We start from the raw sequence: 22980 nt of genomic DNA, 5'->3' as shown, positions 1-22980 counted from the left end.
ACGCGTACATGTCAGGACCCTCAAGTGATGTTGGCCGAAAAGTGGCGGCCGGGTGAATGTTGCGGGTGTGTGAACCCGTTCTGACCTCGGTAAAGGGCCAGCAAAGGCGGGATCTGCGAAGCGCAAAAGAGGGCGCCGCCCCGGGAGTTGACCCACCGGGACGGCGCCGCTGTCTCACCACTGCCTCTCAGCGAGCCCTGATGAGGACCTACGAGAACCTACGAGGGCCTACGAGGGCCTACGAGGGGCCTTACGGGAACGTCAGGCTCCAGCCGTTGATGCGGCCGACGTCCTGGGCCGCCGTGTCCTGGACCTTCAACTGCCAGGTGCCGTTGGCGACTTCGGAGGACGCGTTGACCGTGTAGGTCTCGTTGATGTCGTCGGCCGAGTCGGAGGAGCTGGCGTTCTTCAGGCGGTACGCCGTGCCGTCCGGGGCCACCAGGTCCAGAACGAGGTCACCGCGCCAGGTGTGCGTGATGTCCACCGCGACCGCGAGGTTCGAGGGGGCGTTGCCGGTCCGGCCGGTGACGGCGATCGACGAGGTGACCGCCGCCCCGTTGTCCGGAATCGATACGTCAGCCGTGTTCTCGAACGTCGTGCCACCGCCGCCACCGCCCGGCCGCGAGCCCACGTTGATGCCCGCCCACGCGTTCTGCACGGCCGTGTACTCGGCGCTCGTGGTGCCGTACAGCTCACCCGCGGCCGCGAGGGTGCCGGTGCGGGCGCCCGCGTAGTTGGTGGTCGAGGTGAACTTCGTGGTCAGCGCGCGGAACCAGATCTTCTCCGCCTTGTCACGGCCGATGCCGGTCACCGGGAGCCCGTCCGAGGTGGGCGAGTTGTAGGTGACGCCGTTGATCGTCTTGGAGCCGCTGCCCTCCGAGAGGAGGTAGAAGAAGTGGTTCGCGGGGCCCGACGAGTAGTGCACGTCGATGGAGCCGATGCCCGAGTACCACGAGTCCTTCGACGAGCCGTCCTTGCTCGGCTGGTCCATGTAACGCAGCGGCGTGCCGTCGCCGTTGATGTTGATCTCCTCGCCGATGAGGTAGTCACCGACGTCGGAGGAGTTGTTCGCGTAGAACTCGACCGTCGCGCCGAAGATGTCGGAGGTCGCCTCGTTCAGACCGCCGGACTCGCCGCTGTAGTTCAGGCCCGCGGTGTTGGAGGTGAGCCCGTGCGTCATCTCGTGCGCGGCCACGTCGATCGAGGTGAGCGGGTTGGCATTGCCCGAGCCGTCGCCGTACGTCATGCAGAAGCAGCTGTCGGACCAGAACGCGTTGACGTAGTTGTTGCCGTAGTGCACGCGTGAGTAGGCGCCCACGCCGTCCCCGCGGATGCCGCTGCGGCCGTGCACGTTCTTGTAGTAGTCCCACGTCAGCGCGGCACCGTAGTGCGCGTCGGCGGCGGCCGACTCCAGGTTGGACGGGCTGCCGTTGCCCCACACGTCGTCGGAGCCCGAGAACAGGGTGCCGGTGCCGGAGGTGCCGCGGTTGAGGTTGTACGTCCGGTGGTTGCCGCGCGCGCCGTCGGTCAGGTTGTACGTCGAACCGGACTGCATGGTGGTGAGGTCGACCGTGCCGGAGTACACCGTGTTGCCGGTGCCGGTCTCGATCGCCTCCCACTCGTAGAGCTTGTCGCCGGTGGTCGCGTCGGTGATGACGTGCAGTTCCTGCGGGGTGCCGTCGTGCTGGACACCGCCCACGACCGTCTCGTACGCGAGGACCGGCGTACCGCTCGCCGCCCAGACCACCTTGCGGGGCGCCCGGTTGACCTCGGGGCTCTTGGCCTTCTCCGCCTTCGCCGCGCTCAGCGCCTGCTTCTCGGCCTTCGCGACGGGCAGCGCGGCCTTCGTGGTCGCCACCTTCATCGTGGCCCGCGTGGCCTTGACGACGCCCTCCGTCTTCCCGGACTCGGCGGTCTCGACGACCAGGTCGCCGCCGAGGACGGGGAGGCCGTCGTAGGTGCGCTCGTAGCGGGTGTGGACCGTGCCGTCGCGGTCCTTGAGCACGTCACGGACGACGAGCTTCTCCTTGGCCCCGAGGCCCAGGTCCTCGGCGGTCTCGGCCCTGGTGGCGTTGGCCTCGCGTATCAGCTCGGCGCGCTGGGCGGGGGAGAGTCTGACGGACTCGGAGCCCTTCGCCGCGGCCGACGGTGCCTTCTCCGGGGCTGCGGTGGCGGCTCCGCTCTGCACGGCCGCGGCCAGCAGGGCGGTGACGGCGACGAGCGCGCCGGCGGCGGCGCGTCGCTGGGTGGAGTGCGAACGCTGTGCGGTGTGGGAGGTGCGTCTGTGGGACTGGCGTCTCAACACTGACTCCTTCTGCGTGGCCGCGGCTCATCGCGGCCGGGGAGACCGGACGGTCGGTGGCCGCCCGGGCAGAACAAGGTGGAACGCAGAACCAGTTGCTGGAGATGCGCTGCGGCACGGTGCGGCGGTAGTTGTGAGATTGCTGTGACGCAGCCGTGGGAAGAGTGGCAGGAAACCGTAAGAGCTGTCAGGAGCGCGTCAAGAAGTTGGCCGAAATGTTCCGTATTCCGGGTGGCAGGGTTCGATATACGGAGACTTCACCTGGCGGGCGACGACTGGTCCCCGTGCCACGACCGCCACAGCGCCGCGTACGCGCCGTCCGCCGCCACCAACTCGGCGTGCGTGCCGAGTTCGGTCAGCCGGCCGTCCTCCATCACGGCCACCCTGTCCGCGTCGTGTGCGGTGTGCAGACGGTGCGCGATCGCGATGACGGTCCGGCCCTCGAGCACGGCGGCCAGCGCGCGCTCCGTGTGCCGCGCCGTCGTCGGGTCAATGAGCGCGGTCGCCTCGTCGAGGATCACCGTGTGCGGATCGGCCAGCACCACCCGGGCCAGGGCGAGTTGCTGCGCCTGTGAGCCGTCCGTCCGGTGGCCTTCGGGGCCCAGCACGGTGTCGAGACCCTCCGGCAGCGCGCCCGCCCAGTCCCCGGCACCGACCGCGGCCAGAGCCGCCCACAACTCTGTGTCGGCGGCGCCCGGTTCGGCGATCAGCAGGTTGTCGCGGACCGTGCCGAGGAACACATGGTGCTCCTGCGTGACCAGCACGACCTGCCGCCGCAGCTGCTCGGGGTCCAGCGCCGCGATGGGCACCCCGCCCACCGTCACCGATCCGGAGCGCGGTGCGTCGACGCCGGCCAGCAGCCGGCACAGCGTGGACTTCCCGGCACCGGAGGGTCCGACGACCGCCAGCCGCTCACCGGGCCGCACGGTCAGGTCGACCCCGCGCAGGACCTCGCCGCCGCGGTCGTAGGCGTAGCACACGGCGGTCACGTCGATACGGTCGCCCGCGGGCGTGGGCGAGCCGCCGGCCGTGCCCGGCGGGGCCTGGGCCAGACCCTCCACGCGCGCGAACGAGGCACTGCTCGCCTGAAGCTGCTCGACCCGCTGCAGCAGCAGGCCCAGCGGTTCGCTCAGCTGCCGCAGATAGAGCGCCGCGGTGACCACCGTGCCGAGGCTCACCCCGCCCTGCGCGTGCAGCGCCCCGCCCACGAGCAGCACGGCGACGACCGGGATCTCGTACGAGATCTCCACGGCGGGGAAGAACACGTTGCGCAGGAACAGCGTCCGCATACGGGTGCGGCGGGAGGCCTCCAGCGCCTCCCGGCTCGCGACGGTCCGGCGCCGTTGCAGCCCGAACGCCTCCACCGTGCGCGCACCGGACGCGGTCGCCGCGAGGACCTCGGCGACCTCCGACGTGGCCGCGCCCTCGGCGAGGTACGCGGTGCGCGCACGGCGCAGATACCAGCGCACGGCCGCCCAGATGCCGAGCAGACCGAGCACTCCGCAACCGCCGAGCAGCGGATCGAGCACGAAGACCGCGCCGAGGATGAACAGCGCCTGCACCGAGGTGATGAGCAGTTCGGGACCGGCGTCACGCAGGGTGGTGCCCACCGCCGTGACGTCGGCGGTGCCACGCGCCGTCAGATCGCCCGCACCGGCCCGCTCCACCACCGAGGCGGGCAACGCCAGCGCACGGTCGACGAACGTCTCGCGGATGCGAGCCAGGGTCCGCTCCCCGAAACGGTGCCCCAGATACCGGGCCCACCGGGCCAGCAGCAGTTGGGCCACCGCGCACACCACGATGGCCGGCGCCATCCGGTCCACGACGTCCACGCCGCCCCCGGCCCGGACCTCGTCGATGATCCGCCCCAGCAGCCAGGGCCCGACCAGTCCGACCCCGGCGGCCAGCGCGTTCAGACCGAGTACGGCGGTGAAGGCCCGCCGGTCCGCCCGGACCAGCCGTGACGCGGCCCGGCGCACCTCGGAGGGCTCGGCGACCGGCAGCCGCACGCTCATTGCATGGCCTCCTCGGCGTCGGTGTGGGCGTCGCCATCGGCGTCGACGCCGGTGTCGCGGGCCACCAGCGCGCGGTACGCGGGCTCCTCGACGAGGAGCCGGTCATGGGAGCCGGTGGCGGCGACCTTGCCGTCGACCAGGAAACACACCGTGTCCGCCTGGTCCAGCACGAGCGGCGAGGTGGTGGTGACGACGGTCGTACGGCCGGTGCGGGCGGCGCGCAGCCGCGCGGCGACGGTGGCCTCCGTGTGGGCGTCGAGCGCCGAGGTGGGCTCCACCGCCAGCAGTACCTCCGGGTCGGCGAGCAGCGCCCTGGCCAGGCGCACACGCTGCCGCTGGCCGCCGGAGAGACTGCGGCCCTGCGCGTCGACCCGGGAGTCGAGCCCGTCCGGCAGTCCACGCACGATGTCGTCGGCCACGGCCGCGTGCACCGCGCGGCGCAGGGCGTCGTCGCCGACGGCGTCAGGGCCATGGAGGCCTGAGACCAGGTCGCGCAACGTTCCCGCGAACAGGTCGGCCTCGTTGTCCGCGACCAGGATCCGCGTCCGCACCTGCGCCAGGTCGATCTCGTCGAGGCGCGCGCCGCCCCAGGTCGCGGCCGACTCGGCGTACCGGCCGAGCCGGTCGACCACGGCCGCGGAGTCGGCGGGACGAGCACCGACCAGCGCGGTCAGCAGCCCCGGCAGCACGCGCACACCGGACTCGGGATCGCTCAGCACCGCCGCGGACGCCGGCGCGTCCAGCGCGTCGGCGGGAGAGGCGACGGGCTCCAGGGCCAGGAACCGCACGACGCGCCGGGCGGCCACCACGCCCCGGCTGAGCCCGTAGCAGCACTCGATGAAGAAGGCCACCGGCACCACCAGGACCGCGACATAGCCGTACACGGCCACCAGCTCGCCGATGGAGATCTCCCCCTGGGCCGCCAGCCGCGCCGCCAGCCAGGCCACCACGGCGAGGAACAGCGTCGGCAGCCCGAGGCCCAGTGCCTGCATCCAGCTCGTCACCGCCCCGACCCGGTACCCCTGCACGCGCAGGGCCTGCGAGTCACGCCGGAAGGCGTCCGCGAACAGCCCCTTGCCGCCGAGGCCGTTGAGGACGCGCAGGCCGCCCGCGAGGTCGCCGATCCGGGCGGTGAGCACGCCCTGCCGCTCCCGGTACTCGGTCTCCGCCCCCTGCAGCCGGCGCATCAACGGCCCGACGACGATGACGGTCAGGGGCACTCCGAGCAGCACCACCACGGCGAGCAGGGAGGAGACCGACACCAGCAGCGCGGCCACGACGCCGTAGACGGCGAAGGCGGCGACGCCGGGCCCGGCAGCGGTCAGGGAGAAGGCGATCGTCTGGACGTCACCGACACCGATCGTGACGACCTCCCCGGCCCCGGTCTGCCGGGACAGGGCGGCCCCGAGCCGGTTGGCCTGGGCGATCACGACCTTGACCGTACGGAAGTTGCCGTCCATCCGGAGCTGGGTCATGGTGCGGTGCCGCAGCATGCCGAGACCGGCGTTGACCGTTCCGGAGGCCAGCACGGCGGCGGTCCAGCCGACCAGGGCGGCCGTGTCGCCCGGCTCCAGGCCGTCGTCGATCGCGCGGGAGAGCAGATACGGCTGGAGTGCCAGCAGTGCCATCCAGAGGCTGGCGAGCACCGCGCCGGCGATCGATCTGCCCTTCTGCCGCGTGACCAGCCACCACAGATATCCGCTGCCGCTGCGACAGCCGGGCACCCCCGGATCCCCGTACGCGTCGACCATCCGCCGCCCCTTCTCCCTTTCCCGCTCCCTTTCCCGTCCGCACCCGGCCCGTTACGCGAGACTGTCCCGCCACGCGCGGTGCAGGTCCGCGAACCGGCCGGTGCCCGCTACGAGTTCGGCCGGGGTGCCGTCCTCGACGATCCGGCCGTGCTCCATGACGAGCACCCGGTCGGCGATCTCCACCGTCGACAGCCGGTGGGCGATCACCACGGCCGTACGGCCCCTCAGCACGGTCGACATGGCGCGCTGGACGGCCCGCTCGCCGGGGATGTCCAGCGAGCTGGTCGCCTCGTCGAGGATCAGCACCGCCGGGTCGGCGAGCAGCGCCCGGGCGAACGCGACCAGCTGACGCTGACCGGCGGAGATACGGCCGCCCCGCTTGCGGACGTCCGTGTCGTAACCCTCCGGCAGGGCGCTGATGAAGTCGTGGGCGCCGATCGCCTTCGCGGCCCGCTCGATCTCCTCGCGGGTGGCGTCGGGGCGGCCGATGGCGATGTTCTCGGCGACCGTGCCGGAGAACAGGAACGACTCCTGGGTGACCATGACGACCCCGCGCCGCAGCTCGGGCACGGCGAGGTCGCGCAGGTCGACACCGTCGAGGAGGACCCGGCCGTCGGAGGGGTCGTAGAAGCGGGCGAGCAGCTTGGCCAGGGTGGACTTCCCGGCGCCGGTCGAGCCGACGACGGCGACCGTCTGCCCGGCCGGCAGGGTGAGGTCGAATCGGGGGAGCACCTCGCCGCCGGTGCGGTAGGCGAAGCGCACCTGGTCGAAGACGACCTCGCGGCCCGGGTACTCGGAGGCGAGCGCGGGCAGTTCCCTCGGCTCCGCCGGCTCCGGCACCGACGGCGTCTGGGCCAGCAGGCCCGCGATCTTCTCCAGGGAGGCCGCCGCCGACTGGTAGGAGTTCAGGAACATCCCGAGCCGGTCTATCGGGTCGTACAGCCGGCGCAGGTACAGCACCGCTGCCGCCAGCACCCCCAGGGCCAGCGTGCCGTCGGCCACCCGGTAGGCGCCCCACAGCACGATCCCGGCGACCGCGATGTTGGCGACGACGCGCGAGCCGATCACGTAGCGGGCCATCTCCAGCATGCCGTCGCCGTTGATGCGCTCGTGACGGTGGTTGAGGGCCCTGAACTCGACGTCGTTGGCGGCCTCACGGCGGAACGCGCGCACCGGGCGGATGCCGTTCATCGTCTCCACGAACTTCACGATGACGGCGGCGATCGCGGTCGAGCGCAGCCTGAACACGCGCGCCGCGCGCCGCCGGTACAGCCGCACCAGGGCGTACAGCGGGACGAACGACGCCACCGCGACCGTGCCAAGACCGATGTCCAGCCAGAGCAGCATCACCGAGATGTAGACGAAGGACAGGACGACGGTGACGAGCTCCTGCAGGCCGTCGTTCAGCAGCTCGCGCAGGGACTCGACGTCCGTCGTGGAGCGGGAGATCAGCCGGCCCGAGGTGTACCGCTCGTGGAAGTCGACGCTCAGGGCCTGGGCGTGCCGGAAGATGCGGCCGCGCAGGTCGAGCAGCACGTCCTGGCTGACGCGGGCGGAGGTGCCGATGAACGCGTACTGGAGCCCGCCGGACGCCACCGCGCACAGCAGGTAGGCCACGGCCACCGCGATCAGCGGGCCGTGGTCGGCGCGGCGGAACGCCGGTACGGCGCTGTCGATGGCGTACGCGACGAGCAGCGGGCCCGTCTGCACCGCCGCCTGCTGGAGCAGCAACAGGACCGTGGTGAGGGTGACGCGGGCCTTCAACGGGGCCAGCAGGGACCGCAGGAGCGCGCCCGTGGCGCCGGGGGGAGTGGGCAGGACGTCGCGGTCGAACGGGTCACCGGCGCCGTGCGGGTCGGCGGGGTCCCGGTCGTCGTCGGCCGTGGCCGGCGCGGGAGTCGTGGGCGCCGTCATCGGTGGGCCTCCTCGCGGCGGCCGGTGGGCTGCGGGGTTTCGGTGGTCTGGCGTTTGTCGGTGGGCTGCGGGGTTTCGGTGGTCCGGCGTGTGCCGGTGGGCTGCGGGGGCCCTGTGGGGTCCGGGGTGTCCGCGCCCGACATCAGCCAGGCGTACTCGACGTTGGTGCGCAGCAGTTCCTGGTGGGTGCCGACGGCGGCGATGCGGCCACCGGAGAGCAGGGCGACACGGTCGGCGAGCAGCACCGTGGACGGGCGGTGGGCCACGATCAGGGCCGTGGTCCGGGCGAGCACCTGGCGCAGGGCCGCCTCGACCGCGGCCTCCGTGTGGACGTCCAGCGCGGACAGCGGGTCGTCGAGCACGAGGAAGCGGGGCCGGCCCACCACCGCCCGGGCCAGCGCGAGCCGCTGCCGCTGGCCGCCGGACAGGCTCAGGCCCTGCTCGCCGACCCGGGTGTCGGTGCCCTCGGGCAGGGTGTGCGCGAAGTCGGCCTGGGCGACGGCGAGTGCCCGGTCCAGCTCGTCCCTGCCCGCGCTGTCGCCGGCCCCCATCAGCACGTTCTCCCCGACGCTCGCGGAGAACAGGGTGGGTTCCTCGAAGGCCACGGCGACGAGTTCGCGCAGCGCCTCGCGGGGCATCGCCGAGATGTCCCGCCCGTCCAGCGTGATCCGGCCCGACGTCACCTCGTGCAACCGGGGCACCAGCGCCGTGAGCGTCGTCTTCCCGCTGCCGGTCGCGCCGACCAGCGCCATGGACTCGCCGGGCCGGATGTGGAGGTCGATGCGTTCGAGGACGGGAGGGGAGCCCTCGGGGGCGTCGGGGTAACGGAACTGGACGCCGTGGAAGCGGAGCCCGGTGTCCTCGGAGGGACCGGGGTCCGCGGAGTGGGGGCGGATGTCCTCGGAGGGACCGGGGTCCTCGGGGTAGGGGCGGGTGTCCTGGGAGAGGCCGGTGTCCTTGAACGGAAGCCCGCGTCCCGCCGCCCCCGACTCCGGCTCCGCGTCCATGACCTCGAAGTACCGCTCCGTCGCCGTGGCGGCCTCCTGGGTCATCGCCAGGAGGAAGCCGATCGAGTCGATGGGCCAGCGCAGGGCGAGCGCGGTGGACAGGAAGGCGACCAGCGTGCCGGCCGACAGCTCGCCGTCCGCAACCTGGATGGTGCCGAGCACCAGCGCCGCACCGATCGCCAGTTCGGGCAGGGCGATGATCACGCCCCAGATCAGGGAGAGCAGCCGCGCTTTGCGCAACTCGGTCCCCCGCAGGGTCAGGGACAACTCGCGGAAGGCCCGTGCCTGGCTGCGGTGCCGCCCGAACCCCTTGATGATCCTGATGCCGAGGACGCTCTCCTCGACGACCGTCGTCAGATCACCCACCTGGTCCTGGGCGAGCCGCGCCACGTCGGCGTACCGCTTCTCGAAGACGACGCAGGTGACGATGACCGGGACGGCCGGCCCCAGGATCACCAAGCCGAGCGTCCAGTCCTGCACCAGCATGATGATCAGGCCGACAAGGATCGTCACGCCGTTGACCAGCAGGAACGTCAGCGGAAAGGCGAGGAACATCCGGAGCAGCATCAGGTCCGTCGTCCCCCGGGACAGCAACTGCCCCGAAGCCCACCGGTCGTGGAAGGCGACCGGCAGCCGCTGCAGGTGCCGGTACAGATCCGCCCGCATCCCCGCCTCGACACCCGCCAGCGGCCGCGCCACCAGCCACCGTCGCAGCCCGAACAGCCCCGCCTCCGCGAGCCCGAGCAGCAGCAGGTACAGCGCCCCCAGCCACACGCCGGCCGGGTCGCGGTCGGCCACCGGCCCGTCCACCATCCACTTCAGGACGAGCGGGATCACCAGGCCCACGCACGAGGCGAGGATCGCGACGACGGCGGCGGTCAACAGCCGGGCCCGGACCGGCCGGACGTACGGCCACAGACGCATGAGCGTACGTACGGTGGATCTCTTGGCGTGGGCGGGGTGATCGGGGTGGTCGGAGCGGTCCTCGGCGGGGGCGGGTTTCGTGGGCATCATTCGGAGCGTACGGACCGGCACTGACACTGCCCACCGAGTTTTGGCCGGAGCGGATTCGGTCGCTGGTCCTACGACCTCTGCGTTCGCGGAACCAGTGTTCGTCGCCCCCGCCGCCCCCACCCATCCCTCCCCCCACTCTCGGCTCCGCTCGAGCGGGGGGACCCCCATCCAGGGGCGCCGCCCCTTCGACCCCGCCCGTGGCTCCGCCCCGGACCCCGGTAGCGGGGGCCAGCCCCCGGGCCCCCGTTCCTCGCACTCCCCCAGCTACCGCTGGGAGGTGCCCCCAAGGGGCTGGATTTCCAGCCCGTCCGGCGTTTGAGGACGAGGCCGCAAGGCCGACAGCGGGGGTCTGGGGGCGCAGCCCCCAGGGACAGGGTGGGACGGGTAGGGGCGGCCGGGGCGAGACAACCACCGCCGCGCCCCGGCACTCACTCCCGCACCCGCAGCAGCAACACCGCCCGCGCCGGCACCGTGATCTCCGTCCCCGCCCGGTGCTCCACGCCGGGCGCCTCCGCCTGCTCCTCGCGCGAGGTGTCGACGAGGACCTCGTACCGCTCGGCCCACGGCGGGCCGGGCAGGGCGAAGGACACCGGGCGGTCCCCCGCGTGCAGCACCGCCAGGAAGCTCTCGTCGACCACCGGCACGCCACGCGCGTCACGTCCGGGGATGTCGCGGCCGGAGAGGTACATGCCGAGGGTGGCCGCCGGCGCGTACCAGTCGCGTTCCGTCATCTCGGTGCCCCGCGCCGTGAACCACGCCAGGTCCCGCAACCCGTCCGCGGAGTGCGCCCGCCCGGAGAAGAAGGCCCTCCTCCGCAGTACCGGATGCTCGTGGCGCAGCGCGATCAGCCGTGAGGTGAGGTCGAACAGCGCCTTCCAGCCGGGCTCCTCGAGCAGCCCCCAGTCCAGCCAGCTGACCTCGTTGTCCTGGCAGTACGCGTTGTTGTTGCCGCCCTGCGTCCGCCCCAGCTCGTCGCCCGCGACCAGCATCGGCACGCCCGTCGACAGCAGCAGCGTGGTCAGCAGGTTCCGCAACTGGCGGCGGCGCAGGGCGCGGACGCGCTCGTCGTCGGTCTCGCCCTCGGTCCCGCAGTTCCACGAGCGGTTGTCGTCCGTGCCGTCCCGGTTCCCCTCCCCGTTCGCCTCGTTGTGCTTGCGCTCGTACGACACCAGATCGCGCAGCGTGAACCCGTCGTGCGCGGTGACGAAGTTGACCGACGCGTAGGGGCGCCGGCCGCCCCACGCGTACAGGTCGCTCGACCCCGACAGCCGGTACCCCAGATCCCGTACGTCGGGAAGCGCGCCGCGCCAGAAGTCCCGTACGGCGTTGCGGTACCGGTCGTTCCACTCCGTCCACAGCGGCGGGAACGCCCCCACCTGGTAGCCGCCCGACCCCACGTCCCACGGCTCCGCGATCAGCTTCACGCGCCGCAGCACCGGGTCCTGCGCGATGACCGCGAGGAACGGGGACAGCATGTCGACGTCGTGCATCGAGCGAGCGAGTGCCGCGGCCAGGTCGAAACGGAAGCCGTCCACCCCCATCTCCGTCACCCAGTAGCGCAGCGAGTCCGTGATGAGCCGCAGTACGTGCGGCTGGACCACGTGCAGGGTGTTGCCGCAGCCGGTGTAGTCCGCGTACCGGCGGGCGTCGTGCTGCAGCCGGTAGTAGCCGCGGTTGTCGATCCCGCGCAGCGACAGCATCGGGCCCAGCTCGGACGCCTCCGCGGTGTGGTTGTAGACCACGTCGAGGATCACCTCGATGCCCGCCGCGTGCAGCGCCCGCACCATCCGCTTGAACTCGCCCACCTGCTGGCCGGCCGTGCCGGACGCCGCGTACGCCGCGTGCGGGGCGAAGTAGCCGATCGAGTTGTAGCCCCAGTAGTTGTGCAGGCCCCGCCGCAGCAGGTGGTCCTCGTGGGCGAACTGGTGCACGGGCAGCAGCTCGACGGCCGTCACCCCCAGCTTCACCAGGTGCTCGATCGCCGCCGGATGCGCCAACCCGGCGTAGGTGCCGCGCAGTCCCTCCGGGATCCGAGGGTGCAGCTTCGTGAAGCCGCGCACGTGCAGCTCGTAGATCACCGAGTCCGCCCACGGCGTCTTCGGGCGGCGGTCGTCGATCCACTCGTCGTCGGGGGCGTCGTCGTGGACGACGACGCCCTTCGGCACGTACGGCGCCGAGTCCCGGTCGTCGCGCACGGTGTCCGCGACCTGCTGCTGGGGCCAGTCGCGGACGTGCCCGTACACCTCGGGCGGCAGCCTGCTGTAGTCGTTTCCCCTGGCGCCGTCCACGGCCCGCGCGTACGGGTCGAGGAGCAGCTTCGCCGGGTTCCAGCGGGCGCCGGTCCACGGGTCCCAGCGCCCGTGCACCCGGTAGCCGTACCGCTGACCGGGCAGCACGCCCGGCACGAAGCCGTGCCATATCTCGTGCGTCAGCTCGGTGAGCGGGACGCGCGTCTCCACTCCCTCCTCGGAGAACAGGCACAGCTCCACCGCCTCCGCACCGCCCGACCACAGCGCGAAGTTGGTCCCCGCCACTCCGTCCGGACCGACCCGGAACCGCGCCCCGAGCGGCGTGGGAGCCCCCGGCCACACGGGTGTCCGCGCGGTGTCGTCCGCCGTCGGCCGCCTGCCGTTCAGCACGGCGGCCGGGCTCGCGGACGGCCCGCGGTCCTCCTGGACTGCCTCCTGCTCGGGTGCGCTCGCCACCTCACGGCCTCCTGCGGCTCGGCGGAGCGACGCCTCGCAGGGGCACGGCGTCCCAGCCGTGGATCCCCCGCCGCGTCGGTCTTCCCACTGTTCTGCCCAGACGGTGGCTCGCACTCACGTTTCCCCGGGGCGTGCGCTGTCGTTGGGCCGCACGTACCGCACTTTTCCGGGGGACACCGTGCCCGCCCCCGGCCGGAAAGACAGAGGTCCGAGTGCTCATCACCACACATGCTCCCCGACGCGCCGGGCTCACGCTGGCTGCCGTACTGACATGGGCGTCACTGGTGGCCGCGGCCACCGGGTGCACGCCGGAGGAGTTCGACGACAAGCCGGGGGCACCGAACGGCACCATCCGCGTCACACCGGCGGACGGAAGCAGGGACGTGCGCGCCGACGAACCCTTCGAGGTAAGGGTGCCCAGCGGGCGCCTGGAGCGGGTGAGGGTCGTCGCCTCCCAGGACGCACAGGAGTCGCGCGTGCCGGGGCGCATCTCCGCCGACGGACTGACCTGGCGCCCCACCGGCTCCGGCGCCCGAAGACTCGCGCTCGCCGCCAGGTACACCGTCGACGCCGTCGCCCTCGACGCCGCCGGCCGCCGCTCGGCCCGGCACACCACCTTCACCACGCACGTCCCCGAGAAGCGCTTCGTCGCCTACGTCATGCCGGAGAACCGCGCCGTCGTCGGCACCGGCATGATCGTGTCCCTGGAGTTCAACCGGCAGATCGAGAACAGGGCGGCCGTCGAGCGGGCCGTCGAGGTCACCGCGCGGCCCGCCGTCGACATCCGGCCGCACTGGTTCGGCCCGAGCCGGGTGGACTTCCGGCCCGAGCACTACTGGAAGCCGGGCACACGGGTCACCGTGCGGCTGCGCCTGAGGGACGTCGAGGGCGCGGACGGGGTGTACGGCCTGCAGCACAAGACGTTCTCCTTCACGGTCGGCCGCCACCAGGTCAGCCTGGTCGACGCGGCCGCCTACACCATGACGGTGCACCGCGGCGGCAAGCTGCTCGCCACGGTCCCCATCACGGCCGGGGCACCGGCGACGACCACGTACAACGGGAAGATGGTCGTCACCGAGATGCTGGAGGTGACGCGGATGGACGGCGCCACGGTCGGCTTCCGGAAGGCCGACGGCAAGAGCGAGTACGACATCCCGGACGTCCCGCACGCCATGCGGCTCACCCGCTCGGGCACTTTCCTGCACGGCAACTACTGGGCGCCGGGCGCCTTCGGCAAGGCCAACGTCAGCCATGGCTGTGTGGGTCTGCGTGATGTGAAGGGCGGCGGTTCGGACACGCCCGCGGGCTGGTTCTTCGACCGCAGCCTCATCGGGGACGTCGTCGAGGTGGTCAACAGCAATGACAAGAACGTCGCTCCTGACAACGGCCTCGGAGGGTGGAACATGGGCTGGGAGGAGTGGAAAGCGGGCGGGGCGGTGAAGTAACCGACAGGGCGACGACACAGGGGGATCGCACGAGAGGGGGGCCGCATGGAACGGGATGGCGCTCAGGGCGGTCCTACTTGGGACTGAACAGTGACAATGGCGAGGCCCATTCCATCCCGATCTTGCGGTTAATGTACGCACAAACGCGGGGGACGCGTTGGGGGTGCGGGCCTTGAACAGGCCGTGCGAGGGGAGACACGAACTTGAACGCGCGACCGATATCGGGGGCGTCGCTTGGTGCGCGGACGCGGAGGAGCCGGCGGAGCCAGGGGATACCGGCTCTGCTGCTGGGGGCGCTGCTCCTCACGGTGACCGCGTGCGGCGGAGGCGGGGAATCCGGCTCCGGCTCGGAGAAGGCGAAGGACGGCAAGGGCTCTTCGGGTGCGGCGGGCAGCAAGGCCTCCGAGGCCGTCGTGACCATAGCCCCGAAGAGCGGCGCCGACGACGTGAAGACCAGCGGCGCCCTCAAGGTCACCGCCACGAAGGGCAAGTTGACCGAGGTCACGGTCAAGAACCCCAAGGGCGAGGAGATCGAGGGGAAGATCACGGGGAACGGCGCCGGCTGGGAGCCGTCGACCCACCTCGCCTCCGACACGAAGTACACGGTCCACGCCGTGGCCGAGGACAAGGAAGGCCGTGAGGTCACCGAGGAGTCCTCGTTCACCACGCTGACCCCGAAGAACACCTTCACGGGTGTCTTCACCCCCGAGGACGGCTCCACGGTCGGCGTCGGAATGTCGTTCTCGCTCCGCTTCACCCGCGGCATCACCGCGCCCGAGGACGTCGAGAAGTCCATCACCATCAAGACCGAGCCGGCCGTCGACGTCGAGGGCCACTGGTTCGGCAACGACCGCCTCGACTTCCGTCCCGAGAAGTACTGGAAGCCCGGCACGAAGGTGACGGTCGACCTCAACCTCCACGGCGTCGAGGGCCGTCCCGGCGTCTACGGCGAGCAGAAGAAGAGGGTCTCCTTCACCATCGGCCGCAGCCAGGTCTCCACCGTCGACGTCAAGACCAAGAAGATGACCGTCGAACGCGACGGCAAGGTCATCAAGACCATCCCCGTCACCACCGGCAAGCCCGGCTACGACACGTGGAACGGCCAGATGGTCATCACCGAACGCCTGGCCGTGACCCGCATGAACGGCGACACGGTCGGCTACGGCGGCGAGTACGACATCAAGGACGTCCCGCACGCCATGCGCCTGACCACCTCCGGCACCTTCATCCACGGCAACTACTGGGGCGGTGGCGCCTTCGGCAACTACAACGCCAGCCACGGCTGCATCGGCCTGCGCGACGTGAAGGGCGGCTGGGACAAGAACGTCTCGGCGGCCTGGTTCTTCAACCGCTCGATGATCGGCGACGTGGTGATCGTGAAGAACTCCAACGACCGGACCGTCGACCCGGACAACGGGCTCAACGGCTGGAACATGTCGTGGGAGAAGTGGAAGGCGTGAGCCTTCGATGACGGGCGGCCCCGGTGCGAGGTACGGCACCGGGGCCGCCCGCACGTGTGGCCGCCCGTGCGGTGTCTGCCTGGGGCGCCCCCCAGACCTCCGGCCGGGGTGTGATCGAGCGCACCAGGACCACTGCCGTTAGTGCCCGTGCGGTGTCTGCCTGGGGGCGACCCCCAGACCCCCGGCCGGGGTGTGATCGAGCGCACCAGGACCACTGCCGTTAGTGCCCGTGCGGTGTCTGCCTGGGGGCGACCCCCAGACCCCCGGCCGGAGTGTGATCGAGCGCACCAGGACCACTCCCGTTAGTGCCCGTTAACCTGCCTGCATGACTGTGCATCTGGAAGTCGCCGAGGGCGTCGGCACCATCCGCCTGGACCGCCCGCCCATGAACGCGCTGGACATCGCCACCCAGGACCGCCTCAGGGAACTCGCCGAGGAGGCCGCGAACCGCGCGGACGTGCGCGCGGTGGTCCTGTACGGCGGGGAGAAGGTGTTCGCGGCCGGCGCGGACATCAAGGAGATGCAGGCCATGGACCACGCGGCGATGGTCGCGCGCTCCCGGGCCCTGCAGGACTCCTTCACCGCCGTGGCCCGCATCCCCAAGCCGGTCGTGGCCGCCGTCACCGGTTACGCGCTGGGGGGTGGCTGTGAACTCGCGCTCTGCGCCGACTACCGCATCGCGGCGGAGAACGCCAAGCTCGGGCAGCCGGAGATCCTGCTGGGCGTGATCCCCGGCGCGGGCGGCACCCAGCGCCTGGCCCGGCTGATCGGCCCGTCCAAGGCCAAGGACCTGATCTTCACCGGCCGCATGGTGAAGGCCGACGAGGCGCTGCGACTGGGCCTCGTGGACCAGGTCGTACCGGCCGACGACGTCTACACGCGGGCGCACGAGTGGGCCGCGAAGCTCGCCCAGGGCCCGGCGATCGCGCTCCGCGCCGCCAAGGAGGCGATCGACACGGGCCTTGAGACGGACATCGAGACAGGGCTCGCGGTGGAGCGCAACTGGTTCGCGGGTCTGTTCGCCACGGAGGACCGGGAGCGCGGGATGCGGAGCTTCGTGGAGGAGGGGCCGGGGAAGGCCAAGTTCGTGTGACACCTCGCGGTCGTGCGCGGCGACACATGGCACTCAAGTTCCGTTGATCGGCTTGCAGTTGACGCGGTGTCCTGCCCGTGTCCCTCAAAGGGGCGGACTTGTGGAAACCTTAAGGCAGTCTTAACCGGACCGTGTGAGACCGGCGGACGATTGCCGATATCGCGCGAATCGCAGCAGCTCAGACGGTGGATGACACCTACCTTCATGCCTTTGGCATATGCCTATTGGCCCCCCGGGAATGGAAGGCCTCGGGGGGCGTATTCCTGAGGAACGGCCCCGGGCGAAGCACTGGGCGGCCATGATGGGGGCATGGCGGGGCTGGAGGGTGTCGAACAGCCGCGGCGGCACGGGAGTGCGACCGCGGCGCGCTGGTCGCCTGCGGTCGAGGACGAACGGGCGCTGAAAGCGCTGGAGTTGTTCGGCAACCCCGCCGAGGCCGAGGTGCCACTGCCGTCCCGGCCCGAGTCCGCGGCCACCGCGCGACGGCTGACCCAGGTCGTCGTGCTCCGCCACTGGGGGCACTCGCCGAAGATGACCGAGGACGCGGTCCTGCTCGTCTCGGAGCTGGTCGGCAACGCCGTGCGGCACACCGGAGCCCGTGTCTTCGGACTGCGTCTGCGCCGCCAGCGGGGGTGGATCAGGGTCGAGGTCCGCGACCCCTCGCGGGGGCTTCCCTGTCTCATGCCCGTCCAGGACCTGGACATCAGCGGACGCGGCCTCTTCCTCGTCGACAAACTCTCCGACCGCTGGGGCGTCGACCTGTTGCCCCGCGGCAAGACGACGTGGTTCGAAATGCGGGTCTCCGACCGCTGACCGCCTCCCGTGCCGTGAGGGGTGCGGGGAACTGCGCGACCAGCCACACGCGACCCGACAGCCAAACCCGCCCACCCGAGCCCTTCCCGGCGTCGCGGGGCGGAGCCCCGGGGATGGGACGGGTAGGGGCGGAGGGGGCGACGAAAACCGGTCACGCCCCCGCGACCAGGCTCCGCCGGGCCACCGAAACCCGTACGAGCCGTCAACCGGGTGAATCACCGGAATTCCCCACCGCCCACCCTTAAATGGTGCGCGTGCCCCCCACCACCCGCACCCGCACCCGCGCCCGCACCCTGATCGCAGCCGCCACCCTCACCGCCCTTACCGCCTGCGCCACCGGCACGGACACCCCGAACCGCACCCCCACCGCCGCAACCACCACCCACCACTCGACCGTCGAGTCCGCCCCGCCGAAGCAGCGCGGAATCCAGGGCTTGCGCGGCATGCCCCCTGTGCTCGACCCCAAGGACGCCTACGCCGCCAACCGCCCGGGAAAGCTCTCCCCGGTCGTCAGGGACTTCCCGTCCCGCGTCTACGTCCCGAACACCGAGTCCGACACCGTCACCGTCATCGACCCGAAGACCTACAAGATCACCGAGACGATCCCGGTCGGCCGGTAACCGCAGCACGTCGTCCCCTCCTGGGACCTGAAGACCCTCTGGGTCAACAACAACCGAGGCCACACCCTCACCCCCATCGATCCAAGGACGGGCAAGGCGGGCAAGCCGGTCGCCGTCCACGACCCGTACAACCTCTACTTCACCCCGAACGGCAAGTACGCCGTCGTCATGGCCTCCCTCGACCGCGAGCTGGTCTTCCGCGACCCGCACACCATGAAGCGGATCAGGACCGAGCCGGTCAGCTGCTACGGCGTCAACCACGCCGACTTCTCCCTCGACGGCCGGTACTTCATCGTGTCCTGCGAGTTCAGCGGCGAACTGCTGAAGGTGGACACCGAGAGGATGAAGGTCGTCGGACAGCAGAAGCTCCCCTTCGAAGGCGCCATGCCGCAGGACGTCAAGCTCTCCCCGGACGGCAAGCACTTCTACATCGCCGACATGATGGCCCACGGCATGTGGGTGCTCGACGGCGAGAAGTTCACCACCCCCGAACTCCTCCCCACCGGAAAGGGCTGCCACGGCCTGTACGTCAGCCGCGACTCCCGCGAGATGTACGTGTCCAACCGGGGTGAGGGCACCATCTCCGTCTTCGACTTCACCCGGAACAAGCTGACCAGGAAGTGGCACCTCCCCGACGGCGGCAGCCCCGACATGGGCGGCGTCTCGTCCGATGGCAAGGTCCTGTGGCTCTCCGGCCGCTACGACGCCGAGGTGTACGCCATCGACACCCGCACCGGCACCCAGCTCGCCCGCATCCCCGTCGGCAGCGGCCCGCACGGTCTCGCGGTGTACCCACAGCCCGGCCGCTACTCCCTCGGACACACGGGCGTCTTCCGCTGACGAACGCGTGTGACAAGCGCGTGTGACAAGCACATGCCCGGACACACCGCCGTGCGGGTGATGGTCCACGGCCCGCCGTCGCGCGAGAGCGATCGCGCTCCTCATGATCATCACTCGTCTGCGGACCGAGATGATGAGCGGCTGCCGCAGCAACCTGCTCTACGAACCCTGGCCCTGAGCCACGGCCCTTCCCGGTCTCAACCGGCGATGAGCAGCGCCTCCGCGCCCACGGGTCGGTACCCGGCCGCCTGGAACGCCCGCGCGCTGCGGGCGTTCCCCGCGGCCACCTGCGCCCACACGTGCCCGTCCGGCACCAGGTGCCGGGCCGCCGTCGCCAGCGACCGGCCGAGCCCCCGGTGCCGTACCCCCTCGTCCACCTCGATCGCCGTCTCCCAGCGCCCCCCGATCCCGCGCCCCAGGACGAGGACGCCGCCGTCGGCGGCCCACACCCGCACGTCGTCCCGTCGCTTCCGGGCGCTCACGACCCGCGGGTGATCCGGATCGGCGACCTCCTTCAACGCCACCGGCGGCTCACCGGTCAGCCGGGTGCCGACGTTCATCACGTCGATGGTGTCCGTCGACCGTCCCGTACGCGCCATGAACGCCGCCAGGAACCGCGGGTTCATGGTCGCGGCCAGCGCGTCGCACTCCAGGGCACCCAGCGTCTCGTACACCCACTCCGGGTCCTCGTCCGTGAAGACGACCGAGTGCGCGGTGAAGGCGAGGACCCCGGCGTCGCGGTGGGCGTGCTGACGGACGACGGTCGTCCCCCCGTCGGCGGGAGGGAAGCTCCCTAGAGCGGCCGCGTCCAGAACGTCCCGCAGACTGCCGGCCACGACGCCGCCCCCTCGCTCGAACCCTCTTGAGTCTCCACCCACTGGAAGGCCCAGACTCCCAGACATGATCGACGACGGCACCGGATTTCTCACCATCGGCCGGCTGGCCCGGGCGACGGGCCTCACCGTGCGCACGATCCGCTACTGGTCCGACGCGGGCGTTCTGGAGCCGGTGGCCCGCAGCGAGGGCGGCTACCGGCTGTACGACGCGGAGTCGGTGGCTCGCCTGGAACTCATCCGCACGCTACGGGAACTGGGCCTCGGCCTGGACGACGTACGGCGCGTGGTGGCGGGCGAGACGACGGTCGCGGAGGTCGCGGCCGCGCACGTGGCGGCCCTGGACGCGCATATCCGCGCTCTCAAGGTGACCCGGGCGGTGCTGTCGACCGTGGTACGACGCGGCTCGACCGCCGAGGAGACGACACTGATGAACAAGCTGGCGCGGCTGTCGGCCGCCGAACGCAAACGCATCATCGACGACTTCATGGAGGAGACCTTCGGGGGACTCGACACCGCGGACCCCGACATCCGCACCCGGATGCGGTTCGCCATCACCGACCTGCCCGACGACCCGACGCCCGAGCAGGTGGACGCGTGGGTCGAGCTCGCGGAGCTGTTGCAGGACCCCGGGTTCCGCGCGCGCATGCGCGGGACGATCGAGTTCAACGCGGCCGACCGGGGCCCGGAGGTGCCGCCCGGCACGTCCCTGTGGTTCATGAGCCGCCTGGTGCAACTGGCGGCCGAGGCGCGGGAACAGGGCATCGACCCCCGCTCGCCCCGCGCCGACGAGGTGCTGGACAGGCTGCTGGGCAACGCCGACCGGGCCGACGTACTCGAACGGATGGAGTCCGTCACGCACACCGAACTCGCCCGTTTCCGTGAGCTCACCGCGCTGGTGCGGGGCACCGAACCGCTGCCCGCGCACGCCGAGGAGTTCGCCTGGGCGGTCGCCGCGCTGCGGGCCCGGCTCGCCGGTTAATCTGAGCCCGCCAGTAAAGGCTGAATCGCACGAATGCACGATGAAGGGGCGGATCGGTGGCGGACATCGAGGAAGCACGCAAGCAGTTCCAGCGGATCGACACGGACGGTGACGGGTTCATCAGCGCCGCCGAGTTCAAGACCGCCCTGGCCCAGGGAGGCGACTGGAACGTCACCGAGTCGGTGGCCGAGGCCATCATCGCCAGCCGGGACCTCAACAGCGACAAGCTGCTCTCGTTCGACGAGTTCTGGGCCCACCTGAACAAGTGACCCACGGCATGGGGCGCCCGCCCGTCACGGCTGCGGGCGCCCCTTTGGCGTGCCCGCGGTCCAATTGCACGTCAGCAAGGGCGAGGGTGGCTGCTCATCCTTCGGTGTCGGTGTCGGTGTCGGTGTCGGTGTCGGTTGGGTTGCTTCCCGCCCGAGTGCCGAGCGACCGCGGGATTCGTGAAGCGCTGTGCGCCCTCGATCGCGAGGCCTCGTAAGCTCCCGCACGGCGCCAAAGCCTTCGTCACCGCGACAGACCCCGTCGAGGACCGGCCCACCCGGCTCCTCGCGGGCCGCGATCGCGGACGTTTACGAGGTCCGTTTCGCAGTCGAGGTTCATGTCGCCCGGCCGGTAGCGCTGCGGCGCACGCCCGAGGACGTCACCAACTGGAAGCCGGCCTTGTCGCCGCGAATGAGGCCGTTGCCGACGCCGTCGGTCTACTGCGTCGCGGCTGGGCAGCCTTACTGATCGTTTCAGGATGAGGCTCGTAGGCGGCGGAGGCAGGTGAGGCTGCAGGCCAGTGCGAGCAGCCCCTGGTGGATGTCGGCGCGTGGTTCGTAGCGGATGCGGGTCGTTTGTGAGGAACTGGGTGACATCGTGGAGGTTTCCTTCAGCAAGCGTGACCGCGGGGTTCCGCAGTGGTCGACGATTAGGCGATGCGTGGAGCCGGGACGCGAGTTGACGGGGGCGTGGATCGGATCAGTTCAGCTGGGGTGGGGTCCAGGCGTGGTGCCGAAGGATCATGCGGGTTGCAAGGTGGGAGGGTGTCAGCCGCATCGCCGTGTTGCGCAGGGTGACGGCCAGTGGGTGGGAGAGCTGGTGGCCCATCCGTCCGGCCTGTCGGGCTGCGCGCGCGACGGCCTGGCTGCGCGGCCGACGCTCGGCGTCGTAGCGGGCGAGCGCGGCTTCGACGGTGGGCTCGGTGGCGAGCGCGGCGGCCAAGGTGACCGCGTCCTCCAGCGCCTGGCAGGCGCCCTGTCCGAGGTGGGGGGTCATCGCGTGTGCCGCGTCACCGAGCAGCGCGATCCGGCCGACCGTGTACGAGGGGAGCGGCGTGCGGATTTCGTTGACGTCGTGGTGCAGCACGGCGGCGGGTCGGGTCGCGTCGAACAGCGCGGGGATCGGGTCGTGCCAGTTGTGGAACCGTCGGCGCAGTTCGGCCAGCGGGTCGGCGAACCGCGTCCCGGCGGGCATGTTGAGGACGGCGTGCCACTCGGCCCGCCCGTCAAGAAAGGCAATGTGGCCGAACTCGGCCCCCTGCCCCCAGGTCAGCTCGAAGTCGGTGCGAAGTTGGACCGCTTGCTCGGTGATGGCGCGCAGCACTGTCGAGCCGCTGTAGACCGGGCCGGGGTGGGTTGGGAAGAGAAGACCGCGCACCTTGCTGCCGATGCCGTCGGCCGCCACCACCAGATCGGCGTCAAGGACCGTGTCGCCGCAGCCGACTCGAACCGTCCCGGGGCCGGTCTGCCGGACCGAGCCGGCCTCGGAGCCGATCAGCAGTGCCTCGGTGGGCAGGGCCTCGCGAAGCAGCCGGTGCAAGGTGGAGCGAGGGATGCCCATGATCGGCGTGCCCACCGCCTTCTCCAGCACCGCGCCGTCCATCCGGGCCAGCCAACCGCCCTCTGGCGTGCGGGTGCCGCCTCTGTACTGGCCGCGCGAGGCATCCCGTACCGCCTCGCCGACGCCGAGTTCGTCCAGCGCCCGCACTCCGTTGGCGGCCAGTGATATGCCCGCCCCCGCGTCCTCAAGCATGGACGCGCGCTCGACGAGCGTCACTTCCCATCCGATGCGGCGCAGGCCGATCGCGGCGGCCAGCCCACCGATGCCCCCTCCGACCACCACTGCCGTGTCGCCCATGCCGAACCCCCAGCGCTTCTACATCTGTAGAAGGATCACCCTATCTGAGGCTCTACAGGTGT

General features: G+C 71.2%; 14 protein-coding genes and 1 pseudogene. 7 read left to right on the top strand and 8 right to left on the bottom strand.

Annotated features, from left to right (window positions below):
* Positions 1–250: 250 nt before the first annotated feature.
* From ACZ49J_RS18855 to glgX, 6 genes are all read right to left on the bottom strand, one after another.
* Positions 251–2305 (bottom strand): M4 family metallopeptidase, encoded by a 2055-nt coding sequence (locus ACZ49J_RS18855; protein WP_467449310.1) that lies wholly within the window; start codon positions 2303–2305, stop codon positions 251–253.
* A gap of 254 nt (positions 2306–2559) precedes the next feature.
* The gene (locus ACZ49J_RS18850; RefSeq protein ID WP_467449308.1) at positions 2560–4317 is read right to left on the bottom strand and encodes an ABC transporter ATP-binding protein; all 1758 of its coding nucleotides are present in this window, start codon (positions 4315–4317) and stop codon (positions 2560–2562) included.
* A complete protein-coding gene (locus tag ACZ49J_RS18845) occupies positions 4314–6068 on the bottom strand; it encodes an ABC transporter transmembrane domain-containing protein (protein ID WP_467449307.1) in 1755 nt (584 codons plus the stop codon). Before ACZ49J_RS18845 ends, ACZ49J_RS18850 begins: the two co-directional genes overlap by 4 nt.
* A gap of 51 nt (positions 6069–6119) precedes the next feature.
* Complete coding sequence (locus tag ACZ49J_RS18840; protein WP_467449306.1) at positions 6120–7982, bottom strand: ABC transporter ATP-binding protein; 1863 nt, start codon at positions 7980–7982, stop codon at positions 6120–6122.
* Positions 7979–10000 carry an ABC transporter ATP-binding protein gene (locus ACZ49J_RS18835; RefSeq protein ID WP_467449304.1) on the bottom strand — a complete coding sequence of 674 codons (2022 nt, stop codon included), beginning with the start codon at positions 9998–10000 and terminating at the stop codon, positions 7979–7981. Before ACZ49J_RS18835 ends, ACZ49J_RS18840 begins: the two co-directional genes overlap by 4 nt.
* 431 nt (positions 10001–10431) lie before the next feature.
* Positions 10432–12708, bottom strand: coding sequence for a glycogen debranching protein GlgX (gene glgX / locus ACZ49J_RS18830; RefSeq protein ID WP_467449303.1), 2277 nt, complete (start codon positions 12706–12708; stop codon positions 10432–10434).
* Positions 12709–12920: 212 nt separating this feature from the next.
* On the opposite strand from glgX, the gene ACZ49J_RS18825 reads away from it, so the two are divergent.
* From ACZ49J_RS18825 to ACZ49J_RS18805, 5 genes and pseudogenes are all read left to right on the top strand, one after another.
* Entirely contained in the window at positions 12921–14153 is a 1233-nt protein-coding gene (locus tag ACZ49J_RS18825; RefSeq protein ID WP_467449302.1) for a L,D-transpeptidase, read from the top strand.
* A gap of 203 nt (positions 14154–14356) precedes the next feature.
* On the top strand, positions 14357–15613 hold the full coding sequence (locus ACZ49J_RS18820) for a L,D-transpeptidase (protein ID WP_467449301.1): 1257 nt from the start codon (positions 14357–14359) through the stop codon (positions 15611–15613).
* Positions 15614–15938: 325 nt separating this feature from the next.
* On the top strand, positions 15939–16706 hold the full coding sequence (locus tag ACZ49J_RS18815; protein WP_467449300.1) for an enoyl-CoA hydratase/isomerase family protein: 768 nt from the start codon (positions 15939–15941) through the stop codon (positions 16704–16706).
* A 309-nt stretch (positions 16707–17015) separates the two neighbouring features.
* A complete protein-coding gene (locus ACZ49J_RS18810) occupies positions 17016–17519 on the top strand; it encodes an ATP-binding protein (protein ID WP_467449299.1) in 504 nt (167 codons plus the stop codon).
* 245 nt (positions 17520–17764) lie between these two features.
* A pseudogene (locus tag ACZ49J_RS18805) lies at positions 17765–18979 on the top strand (YncE family protein).
* Positions 18980–19176: 197 nt separating this feature from the next.
* Here ACZ49J_RS18805 and ACZ49J_RS18800 read toward each other — a convergent pair.
* On the bottom strand, positions 19177–19815 hold the full coding sequence (locus tag ACZ49J_RS18800) for a GNAT family protein (protein WP_467449298.1): 639 nt from the start codon (positions 19813–19815) through the stop codon (positions 19177–19179).
* Between the two features lie 64 nt (positions 19816–19879).
* Here ACZ49J_RS18800 and ACZ49J_RS18795 point away from each other — a divergent pair, with 64 nt between their 5' ends.
* Both ACZ49J_RS18795 and ACZ49J_RS18790 read left to right on the top strand, forming a co-directional pair.
* Positions 19880–20794 carry a MerR family transcriptional regulator gene (locus tag ACZ49J_RS18795; protein ID WP_467449296.1) on the top strand — a complete coding sequence of 305 codons (915 nt, stop codon included), beginning with the start codon at positions 19880–19882 and terminating at the stop codon, positions 20792–20794.
* 56 nt (positions 20795–20850) lie between these two features.
* A complete protein-coding gene (locus ACZ49J_RS18790; protein ID WP_467449295.1) occupies positions 20851–21063 on the top strand; it encodes an EF-hand domain-containing protein in 213 nt (70 codons plus the stop codon).
* A gap of 697 nt (positions 21064–21760) precedes the next feature.
* Here ACZ49J_RS18790 and ACZ49J_RS18785 read toward each other — a convergent pair.
* Entirely contained in the window at positions 21761–22918 is a 1158-nt protein-coding gene (locus ACZ49J_RS18785) for an FAD-dependent monooxygenase (RefSeq protein WP_467449294.1), read from the bottom strand.
* Positions 22919–22980 lie beyond the last annotated feature (62 nt).

This window comes from Streptomyces sp. NPDC030840 (assembly GCF_055572015.1).
Note: the sequence above shows the minus strand (reverse complement) of the source record. Positions and strands in the feature narration are given on the sequence as shown.